Annotated in this window: 14 protein-coding genes and 1 tRNA gene; 6 read left to right on the top strand and 9 right to left on the bottom strand. The window is 45.7% G+C overall.

Annotation, left to right across the window (positions count from 1 at the left end; genetic code table 11):
• Nucleotides 1-210: 210 nt before the first annotated feature.
• Both dcd and HXT52_RS00245 read right to left on the bottom strand, forming a co-directional pair.
• Complete coding sequence (gene dcd / locus HXT52_RS00240; protein ID WP_004136673.1) at nucleotides 211-789, bottom strand: dCTP deaminase; 579 nt, start codon at nucleotides 787-789, stop codon at nucleotides 211-213.
• Between the two features lie 134 nt (nucleotides 790-923).
• Entirely contained in the window at nucleotides 924-3,911 is a 2,988-nt protein-coding gene (locus HXT52_RS00245; RefSeq protein ID WP_421775917.1) for a cation-translocating P-type ATPase, read from the bottom strand.
• A 305-nt stretch (nucleotides 3,912-4,216) separates the two neighbouring features.
• Here HXT52_RS00245 and rlmB point away from each other — a divergent pair, with 305 nt between their 5' ends.
• Together rlmB and HXT52_RS00255 are read left to right on the top strand one after the other, a co-directional pair.
• Nucleotides 4,217-5,212 carry a 23S rRNA (guanosine(2251)-2'-O)-methyltransferase RlmB gene (rlmB, locus tag HXT52_RS00250; RefSeq protein ID WP_004126684.1) on the top strand — a complete coding sequence of 332 codons (996 nt, stop codon included), beginning with the start codon at nucleotides 4,217-4,219 and terminating at the stop codon, nucleotides 5,210-5,212.
• 131 nt (nucleotides 5,213-5,343) lie between these two features.
• Entirely contained in the window at nucleotides 5,344-7,062 is a 1,719-nt protein-coding gene (locus HXT52_RS00255) for an ABC transporter ATP-binding protein (RefSeq protein WP_421775918.1), read from the top strand.
• 94 nt (nucleotides 7,063-7,156) lie between these two features.
• Here HXT52_RS00255 and HXT52_RS00260 read toward each other — a convergent pair whose 3' ends face one another.
• A complete protein-coding gene (locus HXT52_RS00260) occupies nucleotides 7,157-8,962 on the bottom strand; it encodes a S1C family serine protease (RefSeq protein WP_421775919.1) in 1,806 nt (601 codons plus the stop codon).
• An 88-nt stretch (nucleotides 8,963-9,050) separates the two neighbouring features.
• On the opposite strand from HXT52_RS00260, the gene tgt reads away from it, so the two are divergent.
• From tgt to HXT52_RS00280, 4 genes are all read left to right on the top strand, one after another.
• Nucleotides 9,051-10,376, top strand: coding sequence for a tRNA guanosine(34) transglycosylase Tgt (gene tgt, locus HXT52_RS00265; protein ID WP_421775920.1), 1,326 nt, complete (start codon nucleotides 9,051-9,053; stop codon nucleotides 10,374-10,376).
• A 75-nt stretch (nucleotides 10,377-10,451) separates the two neighbouring features.
• Nucleotides 10,452-10,534 (top strand) — tRNA-Leu (locus HXT52_RS00270).
• A gap of 180 nt (nucleotides 10,535-10,714) precedes the next feature.
• A complete protein-coding gene (locus HXT52_RS00275; protein WP_421775921.1) occupies nucleotides 10,715-13,351 on the top strand; it encodes an exo-alpha-sialidase in 2,637 nt (878 codons plus the stop codon).
• Nucleotides 13,335-14,126 carry a FadR/GntR family transcriptional regulator gene (locus tag HXT52_RS00280; RefSeq protein WP_004136681.1) on the top strand — a complete coding sequence of 264 codons (792 nt, stop codon included), beginning with the start codon at nucleotides 13,335-13,337 and terminating at the stop codon, nucleotides 14,124-14,126. The genes HXT52_RS00275 and HXT52_RS00280 overlap by 17 nt, the downstream gene beginning before the upstream one ends.
• Before the next feature lie 118 nt (nucleotides 14,127-14,244).
• Here the strand turns inward: HXT52_RS00280 and nagA are convergent, their stop codons facing one another.
• The 6 genes from nagA to HXT52_RS00310 all read right to left on the bottom strand — a co-directional run bounded on the left by nagA (nucleotide 14,245) and on the right by HXT52_RS00310 (nucleotide 21,468).
• Nucleotides 14,245-15,504 (bottom strand): N-acetylglucosamine-6-phosphate deacetylase, encoded by a 1,260-nt coding sequence (gene nagA / locus HXT52_RS00285; RefSeq protein ID WP_421775922.1) that lies wholly within the window; start codon nucleotides 15,502-15,504, stop codon nucleotides 14,245-14,247.
• Nucleotides 15,505-15,577: 73 nt separating this feature from the next.
• Complete coding sequence (nagB, locus tag HXT52_RS00290; RefSeq protein ID WP_047923673.1) at nucleotides 15,578-16,390, bottom strand: glucosamine-6-phosphate deaminase; 813 nt, start codon at nucleotides 16,388-16,390, stop codon at nucleotides 15,578-15,580.
• A gap of 160 nt (nucleotides 16,391-16,550) precedes the next feature.
• Entirely contained in the window at nucleotides 16,551-17,510 is a 960-nt protein-coding gene (locus HXT52_RS00295) for a dihydrodipicolinate synthase family protein (RefSeq protein ID WP_119520974.1), read from the bottom strand.
• Between the two features lie 169 nt (nucleotides 17,511-17,679).
• Nucleotides 17,680-18,540, bottom strand: coding sequence for an ABC transporter ATP-binding protein (locus tag HXT52_RS00300; RefSeq protein WP_119520972.1), 861 nt, complete (start codon nucleotides 18,538-18,540; stop codon nucleotides 17,680-17,682).
• On the bottom strand, nucleotides 18,537-20,561 hold the full coding sequence (locus HXT52_RS00305; protein ID WP_421775923.1) for a dipeptide/oligopeptide/nickel ABC transporter permease/ATP-binding protein: 2,025 nt from the start codon (nucleotides 20,559-20,561) through the stop codon (nucleotides 18,537-18,539). Before HXT52_RS00305 ends, HXT52_RS00300 begins: the two co-directional genes overlap by 4 nt.
• A gap of 1 nt (nucleotide 20,562) precedes the next feature.
• Nucleotides 20,563-21,468 carry an ABC transporter permease gene (locus HXT52_RS00310; RefSeq protein WP_004133824.1) on the bottom strand — a complete coding sequence of 302 codons (906 nt, stop codon included), beginning with the start codon at nucleotides 21,466-21,468 and terminating at the stop codon, nucleotides 20,563-20,565.
• Nucleotides 21,469-21,647 lie beyond the last annotated feature (179 nt).

The following is a 21,647-nucleotide window of genomic DNA, read 5'->3' on the forward strand; positions in this document are numbered from 1 at the left end:
TTTAACCCCGGCGCCTGTGCGCCGGGGAAATAAAGGAGAGAAGAAAAGAATAAATTCTAGGTGCCATGCACCTGTCGTTTTGTTCGACACTATTATAAAACCATACTATTCTGAGCAGTACAGTAATACAACCTGAAAATTCTCTGTGAATATTATACTTTTCTTCTGAATTTTTACGATTTTTGCAAAAATCATGCCATAAAAGCATTGCTAGCTTAAATCAGCACGGTAGAAATGCTCATACGAACGCGACGGAGTTGGACCGCGCTGACCCTGATAGTGCGAGCCGTTAACAGCTGCACCATACGGATTCTCGCATGGTGAGCTTAACTGGAAGAAGCACATTTGGCCAATCTTCATTCCTGGCCAGAGCTTAACCGGCAGAGTGCTAACGTTTGAAAGTTCCAAAGTAATATGACCTTCGAAACCTGGGTCGATAAAGCCAGCGGTGGAATGTGTCAAAATACCAAGACGTCCAAGCGAGCTTTTACCTTCCAAGCGCGCAGCAATAGTTGCGTCAAGCTTTACATATTCCCATGTAGCTCCTAGAGCAAACTCACCAGGATGCAAAATCCAAGGCTCATTAGGAGCAACCTCAAACTGCTCAGTAAGCTCACCCTGATTTTCTGCAGGATCAACATACGTGTAAGCATGGTTGTTAAATAAGCGGAAAAATCGGTCGAGGCGCACGTCAATTGACGCAGGCTGTACCATTTCCGGGGTCCATGGGGTCAAATCAATATGACCCTCATCATGAGCTTTGAGAATGTCGTGATCAGACAACAGCATGACGTCAAATCTCCTTGCAATAAAGCTTATACATCAGTAACTTCATTGTTCGCACGAAATATTTACTGCTATTTTGCGCGAAAATTACAATACTGATAATTGTAGCGCGTGCCGCGGTCTGTGCTTGCTTGCTTTTAAGCAACCACAGTTAAAGCTTTTTGAGCCTTGCGCTTTGCGATGAAACGTAACACGCACTTTCTTAACTCCGAAGCAATAAGTACAACCATTGAAAGGCCAAGGCACTCAAACCATTCATTTAAGCTCAAAGGAACAGTTCCAAATGGTTCGTTCAAGAACGGTATGTAAATTACTGCCAGCTGTAGAAGCACAGAAACTGCAATAGCGCCCCAAAGCCAACGGTTTGCAAACAAACCCACAAATACGCTTTGTGAATCGGAACGAGAAGCTAGTGCGTTAAGCATTTGCGCAAACACAAGAATTGTGAATCCCATTGTGCGAGCGTGAGTCATTTGTGCAGCATGGCTCATAATGCCAACAGAACGGTCAGTAAATAAGCCTCCTGCCAAATGCATATCCATTCCAATTAACGTAATAGCAGCCATAATTATGCCGATAAATACAATATCTCCCCACATTCGTCGGTCGATAACGCTATCTGTAAGTTTTCGAGGCTTTCTATCCATTACATCGTCAGTTTGCGGATCAACTCCCATAGCAAGGGCAGGAGCTGCGTCCGTAAGCAGATTAATCCACAAAAGCTGAGTTGCAAGAAGTGGAAGCGTAACACCTACGGAATTAGGCTGCGTGATGCCTAGCGCTCCAGCAAAAACAACACCGCCGAAAACGGTGCAAACTTCACCAACGTTAGAACTGAGCAAGTATCGCAAGAATTTACGAATATTGTCGAAAATTCCACGGCCTTCGCGCACTGCTGCAACAATTGTAGAGAAATTATCGTCAGCCAAAATCATCTTGGCGGACTCTTTAGTTACTTCTGTGCCAGTAATGCCCATTGCAACGCCAATATCGGCAGACTTTACGGCTGGAGCGTCGTTTACGCCGTCGCCTGTCATAGCAACAATATTTCCTTGACGTTGCAATGAAGAAACAATAGCAAGTTTGTGCTCAGGAGCTACTCGCGCGTACACGCTAGTTTTACTGATAGCTTCATCAAAAGCAATATTGTCGTCGTCGCGTGAGAGCAACTCGTCAAGTTCGTCGCCTGTAAGCGCATGCTCATCTTTTCCAATAATTCCAAGATCTCGAGCAATGCGCGTAGCCGTAAGAGGATGGTCGCCGGTAATCATAACAGTGCGGATTCCAGCTCGGTGAGCTTGAGCAACGCTGTCTCGAACTTCAATGCGAGGCGGGTCAATAATTCCAACCATACCGTTCCAAATTAAATCAGATTCCAAAACGTCACTTTGCTCAGCAACGTCAGCAATCTGACCGGCAGCATTAGAAACCATGCCGTCAACTTTCGCCAGACTATCAACACCAAGCGGACGGTACGCCATTCCAAGAGTTCGGTAAGCTTCTCCGGAAAGACGTTCAACAGTTGCCAAAATATCTTCACGGTCACCGTCAGTAAGCGGACGTACAGCACCAGCTACTGCAATTCGAGTGCAGTAAGAAAGAAGAACATCTGGAGCGCCTTTAGCGCAAACAATAAGATTTCCAGAATCTGAACCATCTTTTACAACTACAGACATGCGTTTGCGTTCAGAAGTAAACGGAACTTCAGCAACGCGAGTTAAGTGAGCGTAACGCTTATCTGCCTTTGTTTTACGCGCTGCAGCAACAATAGACACTTCTGTAGGATCTCCAACTGGCTGCCAATTTTTAGTAGATTCATCGTAATGAAGATCGCCATCGTTAGCCAAATAGCCGGAACCTAAAGCTCCTAATACTTCTGTAGCAAGATTTTGCGGGACAGCAAGATCCGCATTTGCAGAATCAAGCAGCACCATTCGACCTTCAGGCTTGTAGCCGCTACCGGTAAGCTGCACTTCTCCACTAGGAGTAATTACGCGCTCAACGGTCATTTCGTTGCGAGTTAATGTGCCTGTTTTATCGGAGCAAATAACAGAAGCAGAACCAAGTGTTTCCACAGATGAAAGCTTTTTTACAACCGCATGATGCTTAACCATGCGCTGCACGCCAAGAGCAAGTACAACAGTCAAAATAGCAGCTAAGCCTTCTGGGACTGCAGCAACAGCAAGAGAAACAGAAAGAAGAAGCGAATCAATAATATCCTGAATACTATGGAAGCCTTCTAGCAGCCACATTGAGGCAAGAACAACAGCCGCAATAATGCATACAGCAATACCAAGAACCTTAGAAACTCTTACCATTTCGCGTTCAAGAGGAGTGGCTTCTTCGTCCGACTTGGAAAGCATATCCGCAATTTTTCCAACCTGCGTGCTCATGCCGGTTGAGGTTACAATAGCGCGACCAGTTCCTTGCGTAACAGCAGTTCCGTTGAAAACCATATTTGTGCGGTCGCCCAAAGCTTTTGCGGATTGCAAAGTATCGGGACGCTTGCTTACAGCAACCGATTCGCCCGTAAGACTTGCTTCAGCAACACGCAAAGATGCTGCAGCAATTAAACGGCCGTCCGCAGAAACAGCATCGCCCTCGCCAAGAACAAGAATATCGCCAGGAACTACCTCGGTAGTATCGATGCGTATAACGTGTCCATCTCGCAAAACCGAAGTTTGAGGCGCGCTCATCCTGGATAAAGCCTCAACCGCTTCTTCCGCGCGTGCCTCTTGAATAAATCCAAGAACAGCATTTGCAATCAAAATTATGATAATAACAATGGAATCAAACGGTAGAACTTCTCCACCGCTGTTACCTTTATGCTGTGCTCTCTCCACGAACCAAGCAATTGCAGAAATAATAGTAGCTGCAATCAGTAAGTAAACAAGTGGATCTTTGAACTGTTCAAGGAATCGCTTCCATGCTGGCGTTTTTTCGGATGCAGCAAGCGCGTTCGGGCCGAATTGTGCAAGTCGTTTAGATGCCTCTTCGGAACTTAATCCGCAAGTTACGTCTACGTGTAAGGCAAGTGACACTTGCTGAATGTTTTGCAATGAAGGATCCTGATTATTGGCATCAGAGGCCTTGCGTTTGGATTGATCAAGAGCGTGATCAACCATGTTTTCCCCCTTGGGAGCGCCGCGGAGTAGTCAATAATCGCAACGCGAACGCTATTTTGTACGTTCAGCACTGTAACTATTGCGCGGTTGTGGAATATTGCGTCACTTTTACAAAGCAGTTATTCGCACTTTTCTAAAAGCTTACGGCAATAAATAAGTACCGTTCTATTATGTCATATAACGCGCCAATAAGTGTACGAAGTTAAAAAGAAGTATGTAAAATTAATAAAATTTATTGATATTTATTAAAAGTTAATGCTGCTTATTGCAAACTCAATGCCTCGGGGGCATGTGAGAATAGAGGTATGACTACGAAAAAAGGACCGACCAAGGGGTCGGGTGGAAAACATCGCAATGCATTGCGAGGCAAAGGACCTACGCCAAAGGCTGAAGATCGCGTATATCATAAGGCTTATTTCGCTAAGAAAGCTGCTATAAAGCGCACTTTCGCTGACCCGCGTTTAGCTGCAAGGCGAAGGGTGGATAAGTTTGCCTCTGATTCGGATGAGTTGGTTATTGGCCGTAATGCTGTTCTTGAGGCTCTTAGAGTTGGAGTTCCAAGTTTACAGTTGTACGTTGCAAGCCGAATCGAACATGATGATCGCACTCGCGAAATTGTAAAACTTGCTGGAGTTAAGGGCTTGCGTCTGCTGGAAGCTGACCGTTTGGAAATGGATAGAATTGCGCGTTCTAGCAACCATCAGGGCATTATTTTGAAAGTGCAGCCTTACCAGTATTACTCTTTGCAGGAATTGGTTGAACGTGCAGAAAAGAAGTCTCGCGCAATGGAAGCTGCTGATTCTGCCGCTGCTCGAATTAATGCTCGTCCGTTGTTTATTGCTTTAGATGGCGTGACGGATCCGCAAAATTTGGGTGCTGTTATTCGTTCTGCTGCAGCATTCGGAGCTAACGGCGTGATTTTGCCTGAGCGTAGAAGCGCTTCCGTAACTGCTGCCGCTTGGAAAGTTTCTGCCGGTGCTGCAGCTCATTTGCCAGTTGCTCGAGTTGTTAATTTGAATAAGGCTATTCAAGGTTTGCGCGAGCGCGGCTGGTATGCGATTGGTCTTGATGGCGGCGGCGATAAGCTCGTTGGTGAAACGGGTTTTGAAACTGATCCGCTGGTTGTGGTTCTTGGCTCTGAAGGTAAGGGCATGAGCAGACTAACTCGTGAAGTTTGTGATGCTATTGCTGGAATTCCAATTTCTAACGCAGTTGAGTCACTTAACGCCTCGGTTGCGGCTGGAATCAGCTTGTATGCTGTGGCTAACGCTCGTCGTTTGGCTGCATTGAATCAAAACTAAAAAAATTTCAAACTTTAAAATCACGCTTGCACTGTATTGTTACGGTGTTAGCGTGATTTTATTTGGTTGGGGCTTTTATTTGCTGAAGTTTAGTACTGACGCAATTTTGAAAGAAATAATTAAATAGAAATATGCATATTAGTGAAAATACTATAGAAGAAAATAAAACATTTATGAACGAAAATACTATTACGAATACGAGTACTGCAAATACAAATACTCCGAAAACAACAAATAAACTATGGATTGTAAAGCATGCGCGCGCGCTTAGTTTTATTGCATACATGGCTGTTGTTGCAGTAGTTATGTACTTCCATGAACCGTGGTTTGATGAAGCGCAGAGTTGGCTTATTGCGCGAGATTCTTCGTTTGTTGATTTGTTAACTCTTCGTCCGCATTACGAAGGGCATCCGCCACTTTGGACACTTCTTCTTTCAATCCCTGCAAAAACAGGTGTTCCGTACGAAATTGGTCTTAAAGGTGTGCAGTTTTTGTGCGCTGCTCTTCTAGGAGGATGGCTGATTTTCCGTGCTCCTTTTAATCGCTTTACTATTGCGCTTCTGCCATTTACTTATTTTATTTGCTTCCAATACGGCGTTACTGCACGCCCTTACGCATTGCTATGCGTTTCTTTGCTAATGGTTGCACATTACTGGAAATATGCGGATTCTAAGCCATCTAATACTTGGAAACTTGTGCTAAGTCTTGTGTTAATGTGTGCGATTAGTGCTTATGGAATTGCTATTGCTGCAGGTTTTGCCTTGGCTTGGGTTGTGCGAAGCGTACAGATAGCTGGAATTAAGAATGCTGTTTGCAAAATATTTTCTAACATAAATCGTTTGCTTGGCTGGATTTTGCTTGCTTTTGTTGGTTTTGCAAGCATTGCCTGCATTTGGCCTGCTGCTAACGCATTTGGTTCCCGCGCAACTTTTAGCGGAAATTCTCATCTTATTCAATTTCTGTATTTTATTTTCGTAGTTCCGTCAGAAAGCATGTTTACAGCATTCGCTGGAGACGTCTCTTTGAGAAGAATGTCTTTAGGAATATTGCCAACTATTATTTGCGTTCTTATTTCAATACTGATTTGGGCTTTCGCTATTTGTATTGCAAAGCGTAGGAAAATGTTGGTATCTCTTATTCTTCCTTTTTTGACTTTTGCTATTATTGCAACGCAATATTTTACTTTGCATCATGCAGGAATCGTATTCGTATTCTTTATTGCGCAACTGTGGATGTTTGTTGATAATAAGCCGCTTAATTTTGATATTACGCTTGCAAATAAGTTAAGTAATAAGTGTGCATTTACTCAATCTATTATTGTTATTTTGCTAGCGCCAAGTTTGATTTGGAATATATTTGCTTGCGTTAATGATATTCGATTCGACTACTCAGGTTCTCGCGCTCTTGCTCAATTTATTCAGCGAAATCACGCAGAAAATAAGCGTTTCGTAACATCTTGGCTTCATAACGAAGAAAAAACTGACAAATCTGGTAAAGTTATTTCTCCAGAATTCGAGGATGTTCACCAGTATTCTTGGCAGCTTATTACAGCAAACCCTTATTTTGCGAAGAATCTTATTGATTGCAGTTATAAAAACAGTTCGTTTATTACTAATGAACGTCCTTCTGAGTCTCAAACGTTGGATGAAATATCAGCTTGCAAGGCTAAAAAAGAACCTCAATTCTTTGTAACCGAATCAAGCGAACCGTGGTACTACTTTGTTGCATTGGACTACAATATTGAGCATTACACGGCGCATGTTATTGCTAAAACTAAATCCTCTTTCAAATCGAATGTTTCCGAAGGAACAGTAACTGTATACGAGCGCAAAAGTAGTGTGAAGGAATAAATAAATACGCCCCAATTGCAAGATAATCGCAAGATGCATCTTACTGTTGGGGCGTACTTATTATGGCCTTAAATATTTGCAGGCGTTATTTAATTTACCAGAATCCGAACGGATCAAAGATGCCGCCGTCATCTCCGTCACTATCGTCACGCTGCTGTAAATCATCGTCGTCATCGTCATCGGATTTACTACCACGATTTCGAGAGTTCTTTTTATTATTCTTCAGCGTCTTTTCTTTACGATTCATTCCGCTAACAGCAGCTTCCTCTTGGTTGAACGTAACAGTCAATTTAAGAGTATTTCCGCCGCGAACTACAGTAAGTGTAGCCTTATTATTAAACGCTGTTGCTCGAACGTACCCAAGTAGAGCGTAATTATTAGCAACAGGTTTATCGTCAAACGCCACAATGGTGTCTCCAGCCTTAAGGCCTGCCTTAGCTGCCGGAGTTCCTTGATTTACAGAAACAATTTGAGCACCGCCGCGAGTAATGCCATTTGATTTCACGGCAACACTTTTAATCATAATTCCCAAAGCAACGTGCTTAACAGAACCATTTTTAATAATTTCTAAAACTACTCGCTTCACCAAGTTTGCTGGTATTGCAAAACCAATACCAATCGAGCCTGCTGTTCCGCCTTGAGTAGAAGTGGCTGCAATAGAAGAGTTTATGCCAATAATTTGGCCTGCTGCATTAAAGGTCGGTCCGCCAGAATTTCCTGGATTAATAGCGGCATCAATTTGCACAGCATTAGTTACGATTTCTGAACGGCTTTGATCGTCCATAACAGATACTGGACGATTTAATGCTGAAACAATACCTGTTGTAGCAGTGTCGTCATAGCCTAGCGGGTTGCCAATAGCCATAACTGCTTCACCAACCGCAAGCAAATCCGAATTTGCAAATTGTGCAGTTTTCAAATTTTTTGGCGGATTATCAAGCTTAAGAACAGCCAAATCTGTCGTTTTATCTGCTCCAACTAAAGTTGCAGAATATATTTGGCCGTTAGAAAGCGTAACTTGAATTTGTTTTGCGTCTGCAATTACGTGATTGTTCGTAACTGCGTATCCTTTAGAATCAATTATTACGCCTGAACCCTTGCCCATTCCCTTGGCTAGGCGCGTTTGAATAGAAATTACGGAGCCAGAAACTTGACGAGCTACGCCACGCCAATCAGGAGATTGTGCGCCTTTAACTATTGCGGTTCCAGGGCCAGATGCTTTTGAACCGACGCTTTCTAAGGAGCTTCCTTGCGGTATTGCAATAAGGCCTTGTGAAACTACGAAAGTCATTACAACAACACAAACTATTGCTGAAATTACTGCAGATAAAATAGCAATCATAACAGGCGGAGTATTGTTATTTGCCTGAAGATTGACAAACTTTTCTCCCTTATTTACTGCGCTTGTTTCGCTGTGGTCTCCTTCATCTGTGCTATTAAACACTGTAGGAAGATTTTGCTGCGCGTTTTGATTAACATAATCGCCATTTGTGTGGTTAATATTTTCGTTAGATTCGTATGGATCTCCGAAAGCATTAGAAGTATTTTCTGAAGGGGCATAAGGGTTTTGCGGCCCAACATATGAGGCAGGCGCCGCATTAGCGCTAGGCTGGTTTGCGTTAGGCTGACTTGCTGTTCCAATATTATTCACAGGTCCGTATGCGCCGAACTCTGGAGCAGGACTATAAGCTTGAACATTTTGAGCAGTCCGCGGCTGCGAATTTTGTTGCGGCTGTGTGTTCTGCGAATCCTGCTGAGCTTGCGTGCCTTGCTGGTTCTGCTGATCCTGTTGATCCTGTTGATTTTGCGGGTTCTGTGGGCCTTGCTGCTTAGCAATAGCCTCAGTATTTACATTGTTATTGGATTCCTGCTGATTGGTACCATACAAATCGTCAGCCATTCATCCTCCTTAAAAAAGACTCTTGATACACCATCATAAACCATCTTCTTATTTATATGCACTATTAAATTTATTTAATGCTATCGTCATGCCTTCTAATAAAGTAAATGCTATGACAAGTATTCTTGAACATCCACGCGGAGCTGAGCCTGGGAAGCCTGGTGACCGCAAAGAATTTTCGTTTACAAATAAAACGCGACTTTCCAATACTGCTGAAGGCAAAGGTCGTGACGGCGCTCGCTACGGGCGCACTGGTGTAATACACACTCCTCACGGAGATATTCACACCCCAGCCTTTGTTCCTGTTGCAACTCAAGCTGCGATGAAGGCAGTGTTGCCAGAAAGCATTAAGGATTTGGGCGCTCAGTGCATGCTTTCAAACGCTTTTCACTTGTATGAGCGTCCGGGCGCGGATGTTCTTGACGAGGCTGGTGGCTTAGGAAAGTTTATGAACTGGGATAAGCCAACTTTTACGGACTCTGGTGGTTTTCAGGTTCTTTCTTTGGGTGCTGGTTTTAAGAAGACCCTTGCAATGGACGTTACCGGCATGAAGTCGGACGATGTTATTGCAGCCGGTAAGGAGCGTATGGCTTTTGTTGACGAGGATGGCGTAACTTTTAAGTCTCCTCTTAACGGATCCAAGCATCGTTTTAGTGCAGAAATTTCTATGGGAATACAGCACAAGCTTGGCGCGGATATTATGTTTGCTTTCGATGAGCTTACAACTTTGATGAATACGCGTCGCTACCAGGAGGAGTCAGTAGAACGCACTTTCCGCTGGGCTAAGCGTTGTGTTGCAGAGCATAAGCGTTTAACCGAGGAGCGTGTGGGTAAGCCGTATCAAGCGTTATATGGCGTTGTTCAGGGCGCGAATTATGAGGATTTGCGTAGGCATGCGGCCGAGCAGATTGCTTCTTTAGATTTTGATGGCGTTGGCATTGGTGGCGCTATTGAGAAGCGAATTATTGGAGATACTTGCGCTTGGATTTGCGATGCTATGCCGGAAAATCGCCCACGCCACGTGCTTGGTATTGCAGCCGTGGATGATATTTTTGCTTGCGTTGAAAACGGCGGAGATACTTTCGACTGTGTTGCTCCGGCCCGCTGCGGAAGAAACGGAGCAATTTTTACTCGCCATGGGCGTTATAACGTTAAGCGCGCAGAGTTTAAGCATGATCAGCGTCCGCTTGAAGAAGGCTGCGATTGCTACACTTGCATGCATTATTCCAGAATGTATGTGGATCATTTGCTGCGCGCTAGTGAAATGAACGGATTTACGCTTGCAACAATTCATAACGAGCGTTTCTTCGTGAAGCTGCTCGACGATATTCGAGCTTCTATTGACGGTGGCTATTTTGAAGAGTTCCGTGATGAGACTCTTGCTCATTATTACGAAAATGGTTCAAAAGGGTGAGAGTAGTTTTTACCACAAAATGCTAGGCTAAACATTGCGAATTTATATCAAATATGATAGCCTTGCACTTTGTATGCGAACGTGGCGGAATGGTAGACGCGCTGTCTTCAGGTGGCAGTGAGCGTATGCTCGTGCGGGTTCAAGTCCCGCCGTTCGCACTCTTTAAGAACGTTGATTTTTCAACGTTCTTTTTTTATTTTGTGGCAACGGCTGCAACATCATGTGTAACAATTGTGCATTTGCTTAAAAATGTGTGATAGACTGAATAGTGAACGTCGTAAGACGTCAGATGTGCTAAAACATTGGTGTTTTAATTTTTACGGTCATGGAGGACTAAAATGGAACGTCGTTCAACGAAGACGACGAACCTGGGTGAAGAAATTGCCAATATCGGGGGTTCGGCACACACGCGATTCAATCATGCCACAATAAAAATTACGGCAGCTAGCGAAAATAGCGGGAATCGCGGGAATCAAAACGAAGGAATAATAGGGTTCAAATTTGTAGCAAATGCGGATTGCGATTTATTAAATATTAAGCCCGCGCAAAAATCGCAAGCTTCCACGCATCAAGAGCACGCAACTCCAATAATAAAAATAAGTATTAAAGAAGATGCTCCCCTGCTTAGTGCGCAAAATCTTTTAGAAGATAACGCCGACGCAAACGGTGCAAAAGAAATTGCACTGCACATGGAAGATGCGCTAGGCGCATGTGATGGGCGCGAACACGATTTTGCAATAACGTACGGAAGTTTTGGGAGCCGATTTTATTTAGACGGATACCAGTGCTTTGCGAGCGCAACGAATCTTGGACCGCAAAGAGTGAGCGAAAAAGCGGCCGAAGTGTGTGCAGTACAGGCAGAATCTTCGCAAATCTACGACTTTTACTACTCAAACCACTTGCAAAATCCAGAAGAAATCGCAAATTCGGCCACTCAAGCACAGCCAGACATATGGTTTGCAGGACCTACGATTTGCGCAAGAGACATAAAACGCGTATCTTGCAAGTCCAGCGGAACGCTGCACATTCAATTTAGGCTGCGCGGGCCAGGCCAACACGGAGTGCTTTTTGCAGCCGGAACTGTTGGAACGAAAACTAATCTAGAATCTAGCGAAAAAATAAGCGTGTATGCAGGGCCAGAAGGCATAAAAATCACGCTAATCGACAGCGAAACGTGCGTAAAAAGCGTAATCGAAGCAGCCGCAAGCGTTGACGACGGCGAATGGCACGACTTGATTATTCGCGCAAATCGCGGAGCAATCGACATTTACGTAGACGGATACAGCCAGTCGCACAACATAGGACAATTCTGGTTTGCAAACATAACGGGATTAAACGCCGTAAGCATTGGCGAAAACCTGCGCGGAGTGCGATTAATGGGCGAAGCTAGAACGGGCGGAATCTACTTTAGTGCGCTAAGCGAAGGCCAAATCCAAAGAATATCAAGAGTAAAACCGCTTGTAACAACTGCATTATTCGACACAGGCTACGCAGGCTCTCGCAGCTACAGAATACCGTCGCTTGTAAAAACGCGCATGGGAACGCTAATCGCGGGAGCAGACCAGCGAACAAGCGTTTCGAACGACGCTCCAAATCACATAAACTTTGTGATTCGCAGGTCTGCGGACGGCGGCAAAACGTGGGGGCCTTTGCAAACCGTAATCAACATGCCTGGCAAAAACCTTGGAAAACTGGGCGCCAGCGCAATCGACTCCTGCCCTGTTTTAGACCCAGAAGGCAAAAGCGAAAGAATCAACGTATTAATTGACATTAATCCTGGCGGAATTGGGCTAACAAATTGCAAAACAGCTGTAGGCGTAGACGCATGCGGAAGAATCAAGCTTATAGACCGCTTAGGTGGCCACTACGCGGCGGCAATGGACGCAAGCGCAGCCGTAAAATTGCCATGCAATTCTAGCGAAAAAGAATGCGCAACAAACTGGCTAATTTACCCAGATGGAAGCATAAAAAATGGCGATTTGAGCGGAGACCTGAGCAGCGGATTGCACAATAATCAAACTTGCGACAGTTCCACGTGGGACATATGGAAATCGCCAGAAATTGCAAGCGAAAGTCAGCCATTATTCGCCGAAAAAACTTGCTACATAGCGCAAATCTACTCGGACGACGACGGCGAAACGTGGAGCGCACCACGCTTAATTGACCACATGGTTAAAGAACCGTGGATGAGCTTCGCTGGAGTATGCCCAGGGAACGGAATTATTATTAGGCATAGCGAAAAACATTACGGCAGAATACTCGTGCCATTTTATTGCAGCGGCCAAAGCAAATCGCACTATTCTTCGGGAGCGCTTATTTCGGACGACGACGGCGAAACGTGGCGCCGAGGCAAAATGATTAACGAAGGGCGATTAATGGGCGGCAAAATCGTAGATCCCGCAACAATGCAAGACGACGATGCAACAAGCTCCGAAACCGTGTTTGTAGAGCGCAAAAATGGCGATATTCTGGCGTTCTTCCGCAATCAAAATCGCTCGGGCTGCGTAGGCAAGGCCATTAGTCACGATTGCGGCGAAACGTGGAGCGAGCTGATTTTTGACCAAAGCTTGCCCGAGATATTCAGCCAGCCGAGCGCAACCTGCTTCAGCGACGAAAACGCGCAAAACGCAGACTGCATAGCATTTGCAAACGCAAGCCAAATGATGCCGTACCGCGGCCGCGGAGTTGTGCGATTTAGCTTCGACGGCGGCAAAACGTGGCAAAAAAATGTGTGCGTAAACCCATTCCACCACGTTTATCAATGCCTTACCTCTAGCAATAAACACAATTTGCAACTACTGTGGGAAAAAGAGACTACTGGAATTTATATAACAGCAATAGATTCCTCGCTTTGTCGGCAAGATAGTTTGCAAACAGGTTTCAAAAACAAAGTACACAAAAACGAAAAAATGGAAGAAATAAAAGAGAGAAGACTCACGCAAACTGAAAGGAGCCAAAATGGAAGAGACATTTAGCAGCCGCGAAGACGATGAGATGACAACACTAGACCGCTTATCGTTATTGCAAGCAAGCTCTAACTCCGCTCCGATTGTTGCAAGAAAACGTTGCGACGAAACGATGGATGCAATCAGATCGCTTATTTTAAGAGAACGCTTGCAACCAAAAGACATGCTGCCAACTGAGCCAATGCTATGCAATTTGATTGGCGCATCAAGGTCATCAGTGCGCGAGGCGATTCGCAAGCTGGAAGCACTTAACATTGTGGAAGTTAAGCAAGGGAAAGGCATGTTTGTTGGCTCGCTATCTTTGGACCCAATGGTGGAAACACTCGCTTTTCGCTCCTTAATCTCCATTAATAAGAATTTTGAAGACTTGAGTAACGTTGTAGAAATGCGCAAATTCCTAGACCTTGGATGCGCGGATAAAGTTGTTGAGTCGCTTAAGGGAACGCAGCATCCAGAGCTGGAAGCGCTTTCGGAAACAATGACAAAAGAGGCGCATGCTGGAAAAACGTTCTTGGAACAAGACATTGCTTTCCACACGGGCATTTTGCGCGCGGTAAACAATACGATTGCAGAGCAATTTGTGCGATGCTTGTGGCTTGTGCATATGGCTGTTTTGCCACAATTAGGGCTGGAAGTTTCGGACGAGCTTGAAAAAACCGCTAGAGCGCATGAACTTATGCTTAAAACTGCTATTGCGGGAGACGCAGACGGATATAGGCAGGCTGTAAATAGCCATTACGAGCCAATTCAGTCGATTTTGCTTAATAGACTGCAAAAGCGCTGAAGCACATACATTCTATAAAATGGAAGAACCGCTCTAGTTTAGAGAGCGGTTCTTCCATCTTCAATGGTGATGCCTGAGTACTACAGCATCACGATTAATCGCAACGACACGATTTACGTTACGAAATTTTATGGCCTTCTAGCCAAACGTGCTCGACGGCCAAAGTCCCAGAATTAAGCAAAAGTAAGTCGGCTGCGTAACCCTTTTCAACCAAGCCCAAAGGCGCGTTAGTTATACCATTCTGCTTATCTACCCCAAGAGCGCGGGCTGGAACGAGAGTTGCAGCCGCAATTGCCGCCGGCAAGCCAATGCCAAGCTCTTTAACAGCGCGCTTAATCGCAACGTCTAACGTTAAAGTAGACCCCGCTATAGCTCCATTAGAAACAAGCCTTGCATGACCGTCTGTAACCTGAACGTCAAGTGCTCCAAGCTTATAAGAGCCATCCGCGCAACCGGTGGCGGCCATAGCGTCTGTTACAAACGCAATACGATTAGGAGCGGCATTAAACGCCATTTGCAAAACGGGATTTTCAACGTGGAAGCCGTCGTTAATAAGCTCAATCGTGACGCGCGAATCCTCCAAGGCTGCAGGAATTGGACCTGGCTTACGGTGATGAATGCCGTTCATAGCGTTAAACATGTGTGTCATAAGCGTGGAACCTGCGTTAAAAGCTGTGCGAGCAGTTTGATAATCCGCATCGCAATGGCCAACGGCTGGGATTACGCCAGCGTCAACAAAACGTTTAATAGCCTCCATGCCATGTTCACGCTCAGGAGCAATAGTAATCTGGCGCAAAGTGCAATCCGCCGCCTCAAGCAGCGCCTCAACACGCTCGGGAGTAGGGTCCACTAGGCAATTAGGGTCGTGCGCGCCTTTTCTAGAAAGCGCCAAGAACGGCCCCTCTAAGTGAGATCCAAGCACATCTGGTCGCGTTTGCATAACGCGCTTAACAGTGCGCAAATTCTCTTGCATTACGTCAAGAGGATTTGTAATCAAGCTAAGAACTTGCCTAGTTGTTCCGTGAAGCATGTGATACGCGCGCGCAATGGCAATCCCTTCGGCACCGTCGTCAAACGAATGCTCCCAGGCTCCATGAGCGTGCAAATCAATATAGCCTGGCGCAGCAAAATAGCCACCGCCGTCTACAACATTTAAGTCAGATGCGCGCAAGCCGCAAGCATTAATCGCCAGCGCAAGGTCTTCGTCTAAAATGCCCGTTTCTAAAATCACGCCATCTTTAACCAAAATCCAAGCGTTAGGAACAATTCCGCGCGCGTCTACAACGCTAACGTTTCGCACTACAAAACTGCGCCCCTCGTTTGATTTTAGTGAATCATCAATCTTATTTACGGCATCTAAGTATGCATTTTTTGACATTTAACCCACCTGCGTTTGTGCTTTTGAATACGTTACTTAATTTTAGACTTATCTATCAGAGGTATCGGATCTATCAGATTCCCTGCCAAGATGGCTTATTTGTGTACACCCAACGATAGTAGTCTGCCAACTTAAGCTTGCTTGCTGCCGCTTCGTCTATAATCACGGTTGCGTGTGGATGCATTTGAAGCGCGGAAGCTGGGCATAGCGAGCTTACTCCGCCTTCTAGCGTTGCAGCTACAGCATCTGCCTTATTTGAGCCGAACGCAAGAAGAACAAGATGCTTAGCGCGCAAAATCGTTCCAATTCCTTGGGTTATGCAGTGAGTTGGAACCTGGTTAATATCTCCGTCGAAGAATCGGCGGTTATCTACACGAGTCTGCTCAGTTAAGGTTTTTACGCGCGTTCCAGACGCAAGCGAAGATCCCGGCTCGTTGAATCCAACGTGGCCGTCGGAGCCAATTCCCAAGATTTGCACGTCGATTCCACCAGCAGCAGCAATAGCAGCGTCGTAGTCAGCTCCAGCGTGCGCAATCTTGCTGCCTTCGCTTAATGGCGCTCCGTTAAGAACATCTCCTGGAACGTGCACTAAATCTGGGTTTAGGTCGATTAAGTCGGTTACGGTTCTGCGGATTGTGCTGTGGTAGGACTGCTCGTGCTCTAATGGCAATCCAATGTACTCGTCAAGCGCAAATCCGCGCACGCGACTAACGTCAACATTATTTTCTTTAACAAGCTTTGCAAGATGCTCGTAGGCTTTTAATGGGCTAGACCCTGTAGCCAGGCCAAGTACTGCGTCTGGCTTGCGACTAATCAAATCTACAACTGCTTTTGCGTAGAGCTCGCCAGCTTCATCCTGATCTTTTACAATAATAACTTCTGCCATCTTTGCTTCTCCTTTAAAGCTTTAAGCAATTATTAGCATTGCGGCATGCGAATTAACGCACACCGCAACACTATTTACTTACTATGCACAATAAATAAAAGGCTTTATTAGATTATTTATGATTATTTATGATTTTTACTTAAGATACGCACTTAAGCCGCTACTTAGTGGAATCGCTCACTTCTTGCGGATTCTTTGCCAAAGTCAAGCCAACTTCCTTAAGAACGCCAGCCACGGCTTCAACATTTTCTCCCTTAAGTGGGCAAACTGGATCTGGCATCTGATTTGTGTCAAACACGCCAAGCAATGCCATTGCGGTCTTAAATGCTCCAACGCCAGCGCCGAAGCCTGCCACGCCGCTAGGTACGGTAACAATTCGCATCAAAGCAGCAAGCCAATCCTGCTCCTTCTTAACCGTTGCCCAATCGCCAGCCTGAGCAGCCTTCCACATTCGTACGTAACCAGTTGCTTCAACGTTTGCAAGGCCTGGAACAGATCCGTCTGCGCCAGCCATGTATGCTCCATCAACAACAACCTCTTGGCCCGTAAGCAAAGTCAATGGGTGGCCAGCCTTGTTGTTGTCGTCTACAAGGAACCTAAACGACACGTCGTCGTTGGAAGAATCCTTAACGCCAGCAAGCACGCCATCTTTTCCAAGCTTTACAAGCAAATTGCCAGGAAGTTTCGTGTGCACGCAAACTGGAATGTCGTAAGCAAATAATGGCAAATCTGGAACAGCTTCGTGAATAAGACGGAAGTGGCGCTCAACTTCTGCCATGCCGCCGAGTGCGTAGAATGGCGCTGTTGCAACGATTGCAGAAGCCCCAAGCTCCTTGGCTTCCTTTGCGTGCTCAATTACGCGGTTTGTTTCCGTGTCAATGCAGCCAACCAAAACTGGCACACGGCCGTCTACAATGCGCATTACGTTTTCAATGATTTCACGGCGGCGCTTATCTGTGCTAAATGCCACTTCGCCAGAAGAGCCAAGTGTAAACAGGCCGTCTACTCCAGCATCAATCATGCGATTAAGTGAGCGCTCAAAGCTAACAACGTCTACTTCGCCGTTTGCAGTTAATGGCGTAACAACTGGAGGAATAACGCCGTGGAATTTTTCAGTCATAATTACACTTCTTTCGTGCTTAAAGTTTCGATATTAAATTTCGAATTTAAAATTTCTGTTTAATATTTTGTTTTCGTAATTTAGTTGAGTGAGATGGGCGGCTCGCTTGAATTTTGTTGTGAGGGATAGTGAACCGCCCAAGATTTTGTGTGGATTTATTTAACGCACCTTACTTGCACTCTTCTTCCGTTGGGTGCAACAGCGACGGTGCCGCTCCCATCAGAATCTTCGTGTAATCATTTTGAGGATTGTTAATAACCTGATGCGTTTCGCCTCGCTCAACAATCGTTCCGTGATTCATAACAACGACTTCGTCGGATATGTAGCGGATTGTTTGAATATCGTGGCTAATAAATACCATCGAAAGATTCAGCTTCTTCTTTAAATCGGAAAGAAGATTCAAAATCTGCGCACGAACCGAAACATCCAAAGCAGAAGTTGGCTCATCTGCGATTATTGCATCTGGATTAAGCGAAAGCGCACGAGCGATTGCCACACGCTGACGCTGGCCGCCAGAAAGCTGACCTGGCAAAGCGCCAAGAACAGAGTGAGGCAAACCAACCATTCGGATTAGCTCCTTGGCTCTAGCATCGCGCTCAGCTTTGCTTCCAATCTTGTGCACAACAAGCGGGTCAATCAGCTGATCAATCACACTCATACGAGCATTCAAAGCCATTGCTGGATCCTGGAACACAACGGAAACCACGCGTCCAATATCCATGCGCTCTTTTGCGGTTCGGTGCGTAACGTCTTGCCCTTTAAACAAAACCTTGCCGCTCGTAACCTGCTGGAGTCCGCACATAATGTTTGCAGTAGTAGACTTTCCGCAACCAGATTCACCAACAATACCAATCGTCTTGCCTGGCATAAGCTTAAGATTTACCTTGTTTACGGCTGTAATCTTGTTCTTATGGAATAAGCCAGATCCTGCTCGAGTAGTGAACACCACTTCGGCGTCGCGCAGCTCGATGATTGGAACATCGCCATTTTCGTTCTGTACTTTGTTTGTTTCGTTAACATTCATGTTCATCGCACATCTCCTTGATCGGAGGCGGTCAAAATTGCGGAAGGTGCATCCGATTCAGGCTCTGGAGGCGCGGCGTAGAAGTGCCACGTTCCTGGAATGCGCTTCATTACTGGGCGCACGTCTAGTCCTTGATCTGGATGAGAAGAGCGAGGAGCGAATCGATCTCCCTTAGGGAAGTCGGATGGGCTTGGAACCGTTCCTGGAACCTGGTGCAATCTTGGAGCACCAGCCTCAATGGAGGTTACGGAGCCAAGCAAACCACGCGTATACTCGTGATGCGGGTCGGTTAGGATTTCCTTAGTGGAGCCTTGCTCAACAACCTGGCCTGCGTACATTACGGTAATCGAGTGCGCAACCTTGGCAACAAGAGCCAAATCGTGGCTTACAAACACCATTGCAAATCCAAGCTTTTCGCGCAATTCGTTAAGAAGGTCAATCACCTGCTTTTGAACAGTAACGTCCAAAGCGGTTGTTGGCTCATCTGCGATTATCAACTTTGGATCTCGCGTAAGTGCCATTGCAATCAACACGCGCTGACGCTGGCCGCCAGAAAGCTCGTGCGGGTAGGATTCAAGCGTGCGCTTTGGATCCAAGCCTACAAGCTCCAACAACTCTTCGGCGCTACGAGTGCCACCTCTAGAAGTTAGCTGCTTCATCTGCGTTTTAATCAGCATTGATGGGTTTAAGGAAGACAAAGCATCTTGGTAAACCATTGCAATCTCGTGGCCGCGCAAAGCATTGTGCTCCTTTGGGCTAAGCTTTACAAGATCCTTGCCATTAAACAGGATTTGTCCGCTAATCTTAGCTTTTGGATCAAGCAAGCCCATAATCGCCAGCGAAGTGATTGACTTACCGCAACCAGATTCACCAACCAAGCCCATTGTCTCGCCTGGGCGAACAGAGAAGCTCAAGTGGTCTACAACATTTACGTTGCCGTAGCGTGGGAACTGAATGCACAAGTCTTTAACCTCAATAACTGGAGGCTCTGTAGACGTTGGCTGCAAACGATCCGTGCGCTTTAGTTCAGCTTCGCGAAGTTTCGCAAGAGATTCAACCAAAGCTGCGTGCTGCTCTTTGTATGCTGCAACTGGGTCAGTAAGAATCCTGTCTTCCTTACGAGCTGCATCAGCGTCGGCTGCAGTCTTAGAAACTGGAGCGGTTGGTGCCGCAACCATTGCGTCAGTAATTCCTTCAGAAAGAATGTTCAAGCACAGAACGGTAATCATAATCGCAAGGCCTGGGAACAATGCCTGCCACCAGTATCCAAAGATAACGCCCGCTTTTGCGGAAGACAAAATGTTGCCCCAAGTTGGAGTTGGCTCTGGAATACCTGCGTTAATGAAGCTAAGCGAGGCTTCGAAAACGATTGCGTCTGCAACACAAAGCGTCGTGAACACCATAACTGGAGCTGCAATATTTCGGGTTACATGCTTGAGTAAAATCCATGGTGCTCGAGCGCCAGAAACGATTACTGCTCGTACGTAGTCTTTTCCATATTCGCTTATAATATTTGCTCGCACAATTCTTGCGATTTGTGGAACGTAAAGCACGCCGATAGAAATGATGATGCCAATCATGGATTGTCCAAGAATTGCAAGGCATACGGCCGCTAATGCGATTCCTGGAATGGACATTACAATATCAATCAATCGCATTATAAGCTCAGCAATCCAGGTGCGGCTTACTGCTGCGATTGAGCCGATAATAGCTCCCATAACCAGTGCGAAAAGCACAGATGACAAGCCAATCACAAGCGAATAGCGCGCGCCGTACATAACCCTAGAGAACACGTCTCGGCCAAGGTTATCGGTACCAAACCAATGCGCACCTGTCGGAGCTTGATAGTTTTGCGTAATCTTTACTGGATCGCACGGAGCTATAAATCGCGCGAAAATAGCGCAAAATGCTAGAAGCGCAATCACAATGAACGCAATTCTGGAGCCTAAGCTCATTTTGTTAAATCTATTAAACTTGATGCCTGGCTTTGATGCGGCATCTACTACCTGATTCTTTCCAAATAGCATGTCACACCGTCCTAATCCTTGGGTTGATTAATACGTAGAGCAAATCAACAATGATGTTTATGAAGATGAATGCGATTGCAACAACCAGTACAACGCCTTGCACAAGCATTGGCTGGTTGCCGTTAATGCCATCGAACATTGCCGTGCCCATTCCTGGCAGAGCAAAAATAACCTCAATAACGATTGCGCCACCCATAAGGTAACCAATCTTCATGCCCAAAGTTGTAATTGGGGTGATTAGGGCGTTGCGGAATACGTTTCTAGCAACTACTACGCTTTTTGGAATTCCTGCGCCGATTGCGGTTCGTACGTAATCTTTATCCAATTCTTCTACCATTGAGGTTCGTATGATTCGCGTAAGCTGGCCGGCTACTGGAAGTCCTAGTGCGAAGCAAGGCATTGCCATTCTTGCCATGTATGCTTCTGGATCTTCAAAGAACGGCACAAAATCGCCGGAACCTGGGAGCCAAGCTAGCTTAATTTGAAGAACGTAAATCAAAAGAACACCAAGCCAGAAGGATGGGGTTGCAATTGCAATAATCGAAAGAATTCGAACTGTTTGGTCAACCCAAGTATCGCGGTAAAGTGCTGCAAAAACGCCAAACACTACTGCAAAAATTATTGCAATTAATAAGCCGATGAAAGTTAGCTGCAGAGTGATTGGGAATGCTTCTGCAACGCGTTCTGCTACGGAGTCTTTATTTACGCCGTAAACACCCATGTTTCCTTGGAAAAGACCAAGAATGTAGGATCCGAACTGTTCCCACCACGGGCGGTCGTAGCCCATTTCGTGGCGGAAAGCTGCAAGCGCTGCCGGAGACGAGTTTTCGCCTAAAGCTGCAACTGCTGGATCATATTTTGAAAATGACATAAGGAAGAATACGAGGAACGTAACGCCGAATGCCATGAACGGCAGGGCAATTAGTCGCCTACCTAAAAGTCTAAGAAAATTACTCATAAGACATCCACACATCCATTGAAGAAATTGTTATTTTTTATAACAAAACCGGCCCGTCTGCACAGAAGCGAGAAAGGTAAACAGTTGGGCCGGTTTTGCGGTTAGAGGTTAGGGGATTGACGTTTATT

The sequence above is a fragment of the Gardnerella sp. KA00288 genome, from assembly GCF_049244085.1.
Lineage (GTDB): Bacteria > Actinomycetota > Actinomycetes > Actinomycetales > Bifidobacteriaceae > Bifidobacterium > Bifidobacterium greenwoodii.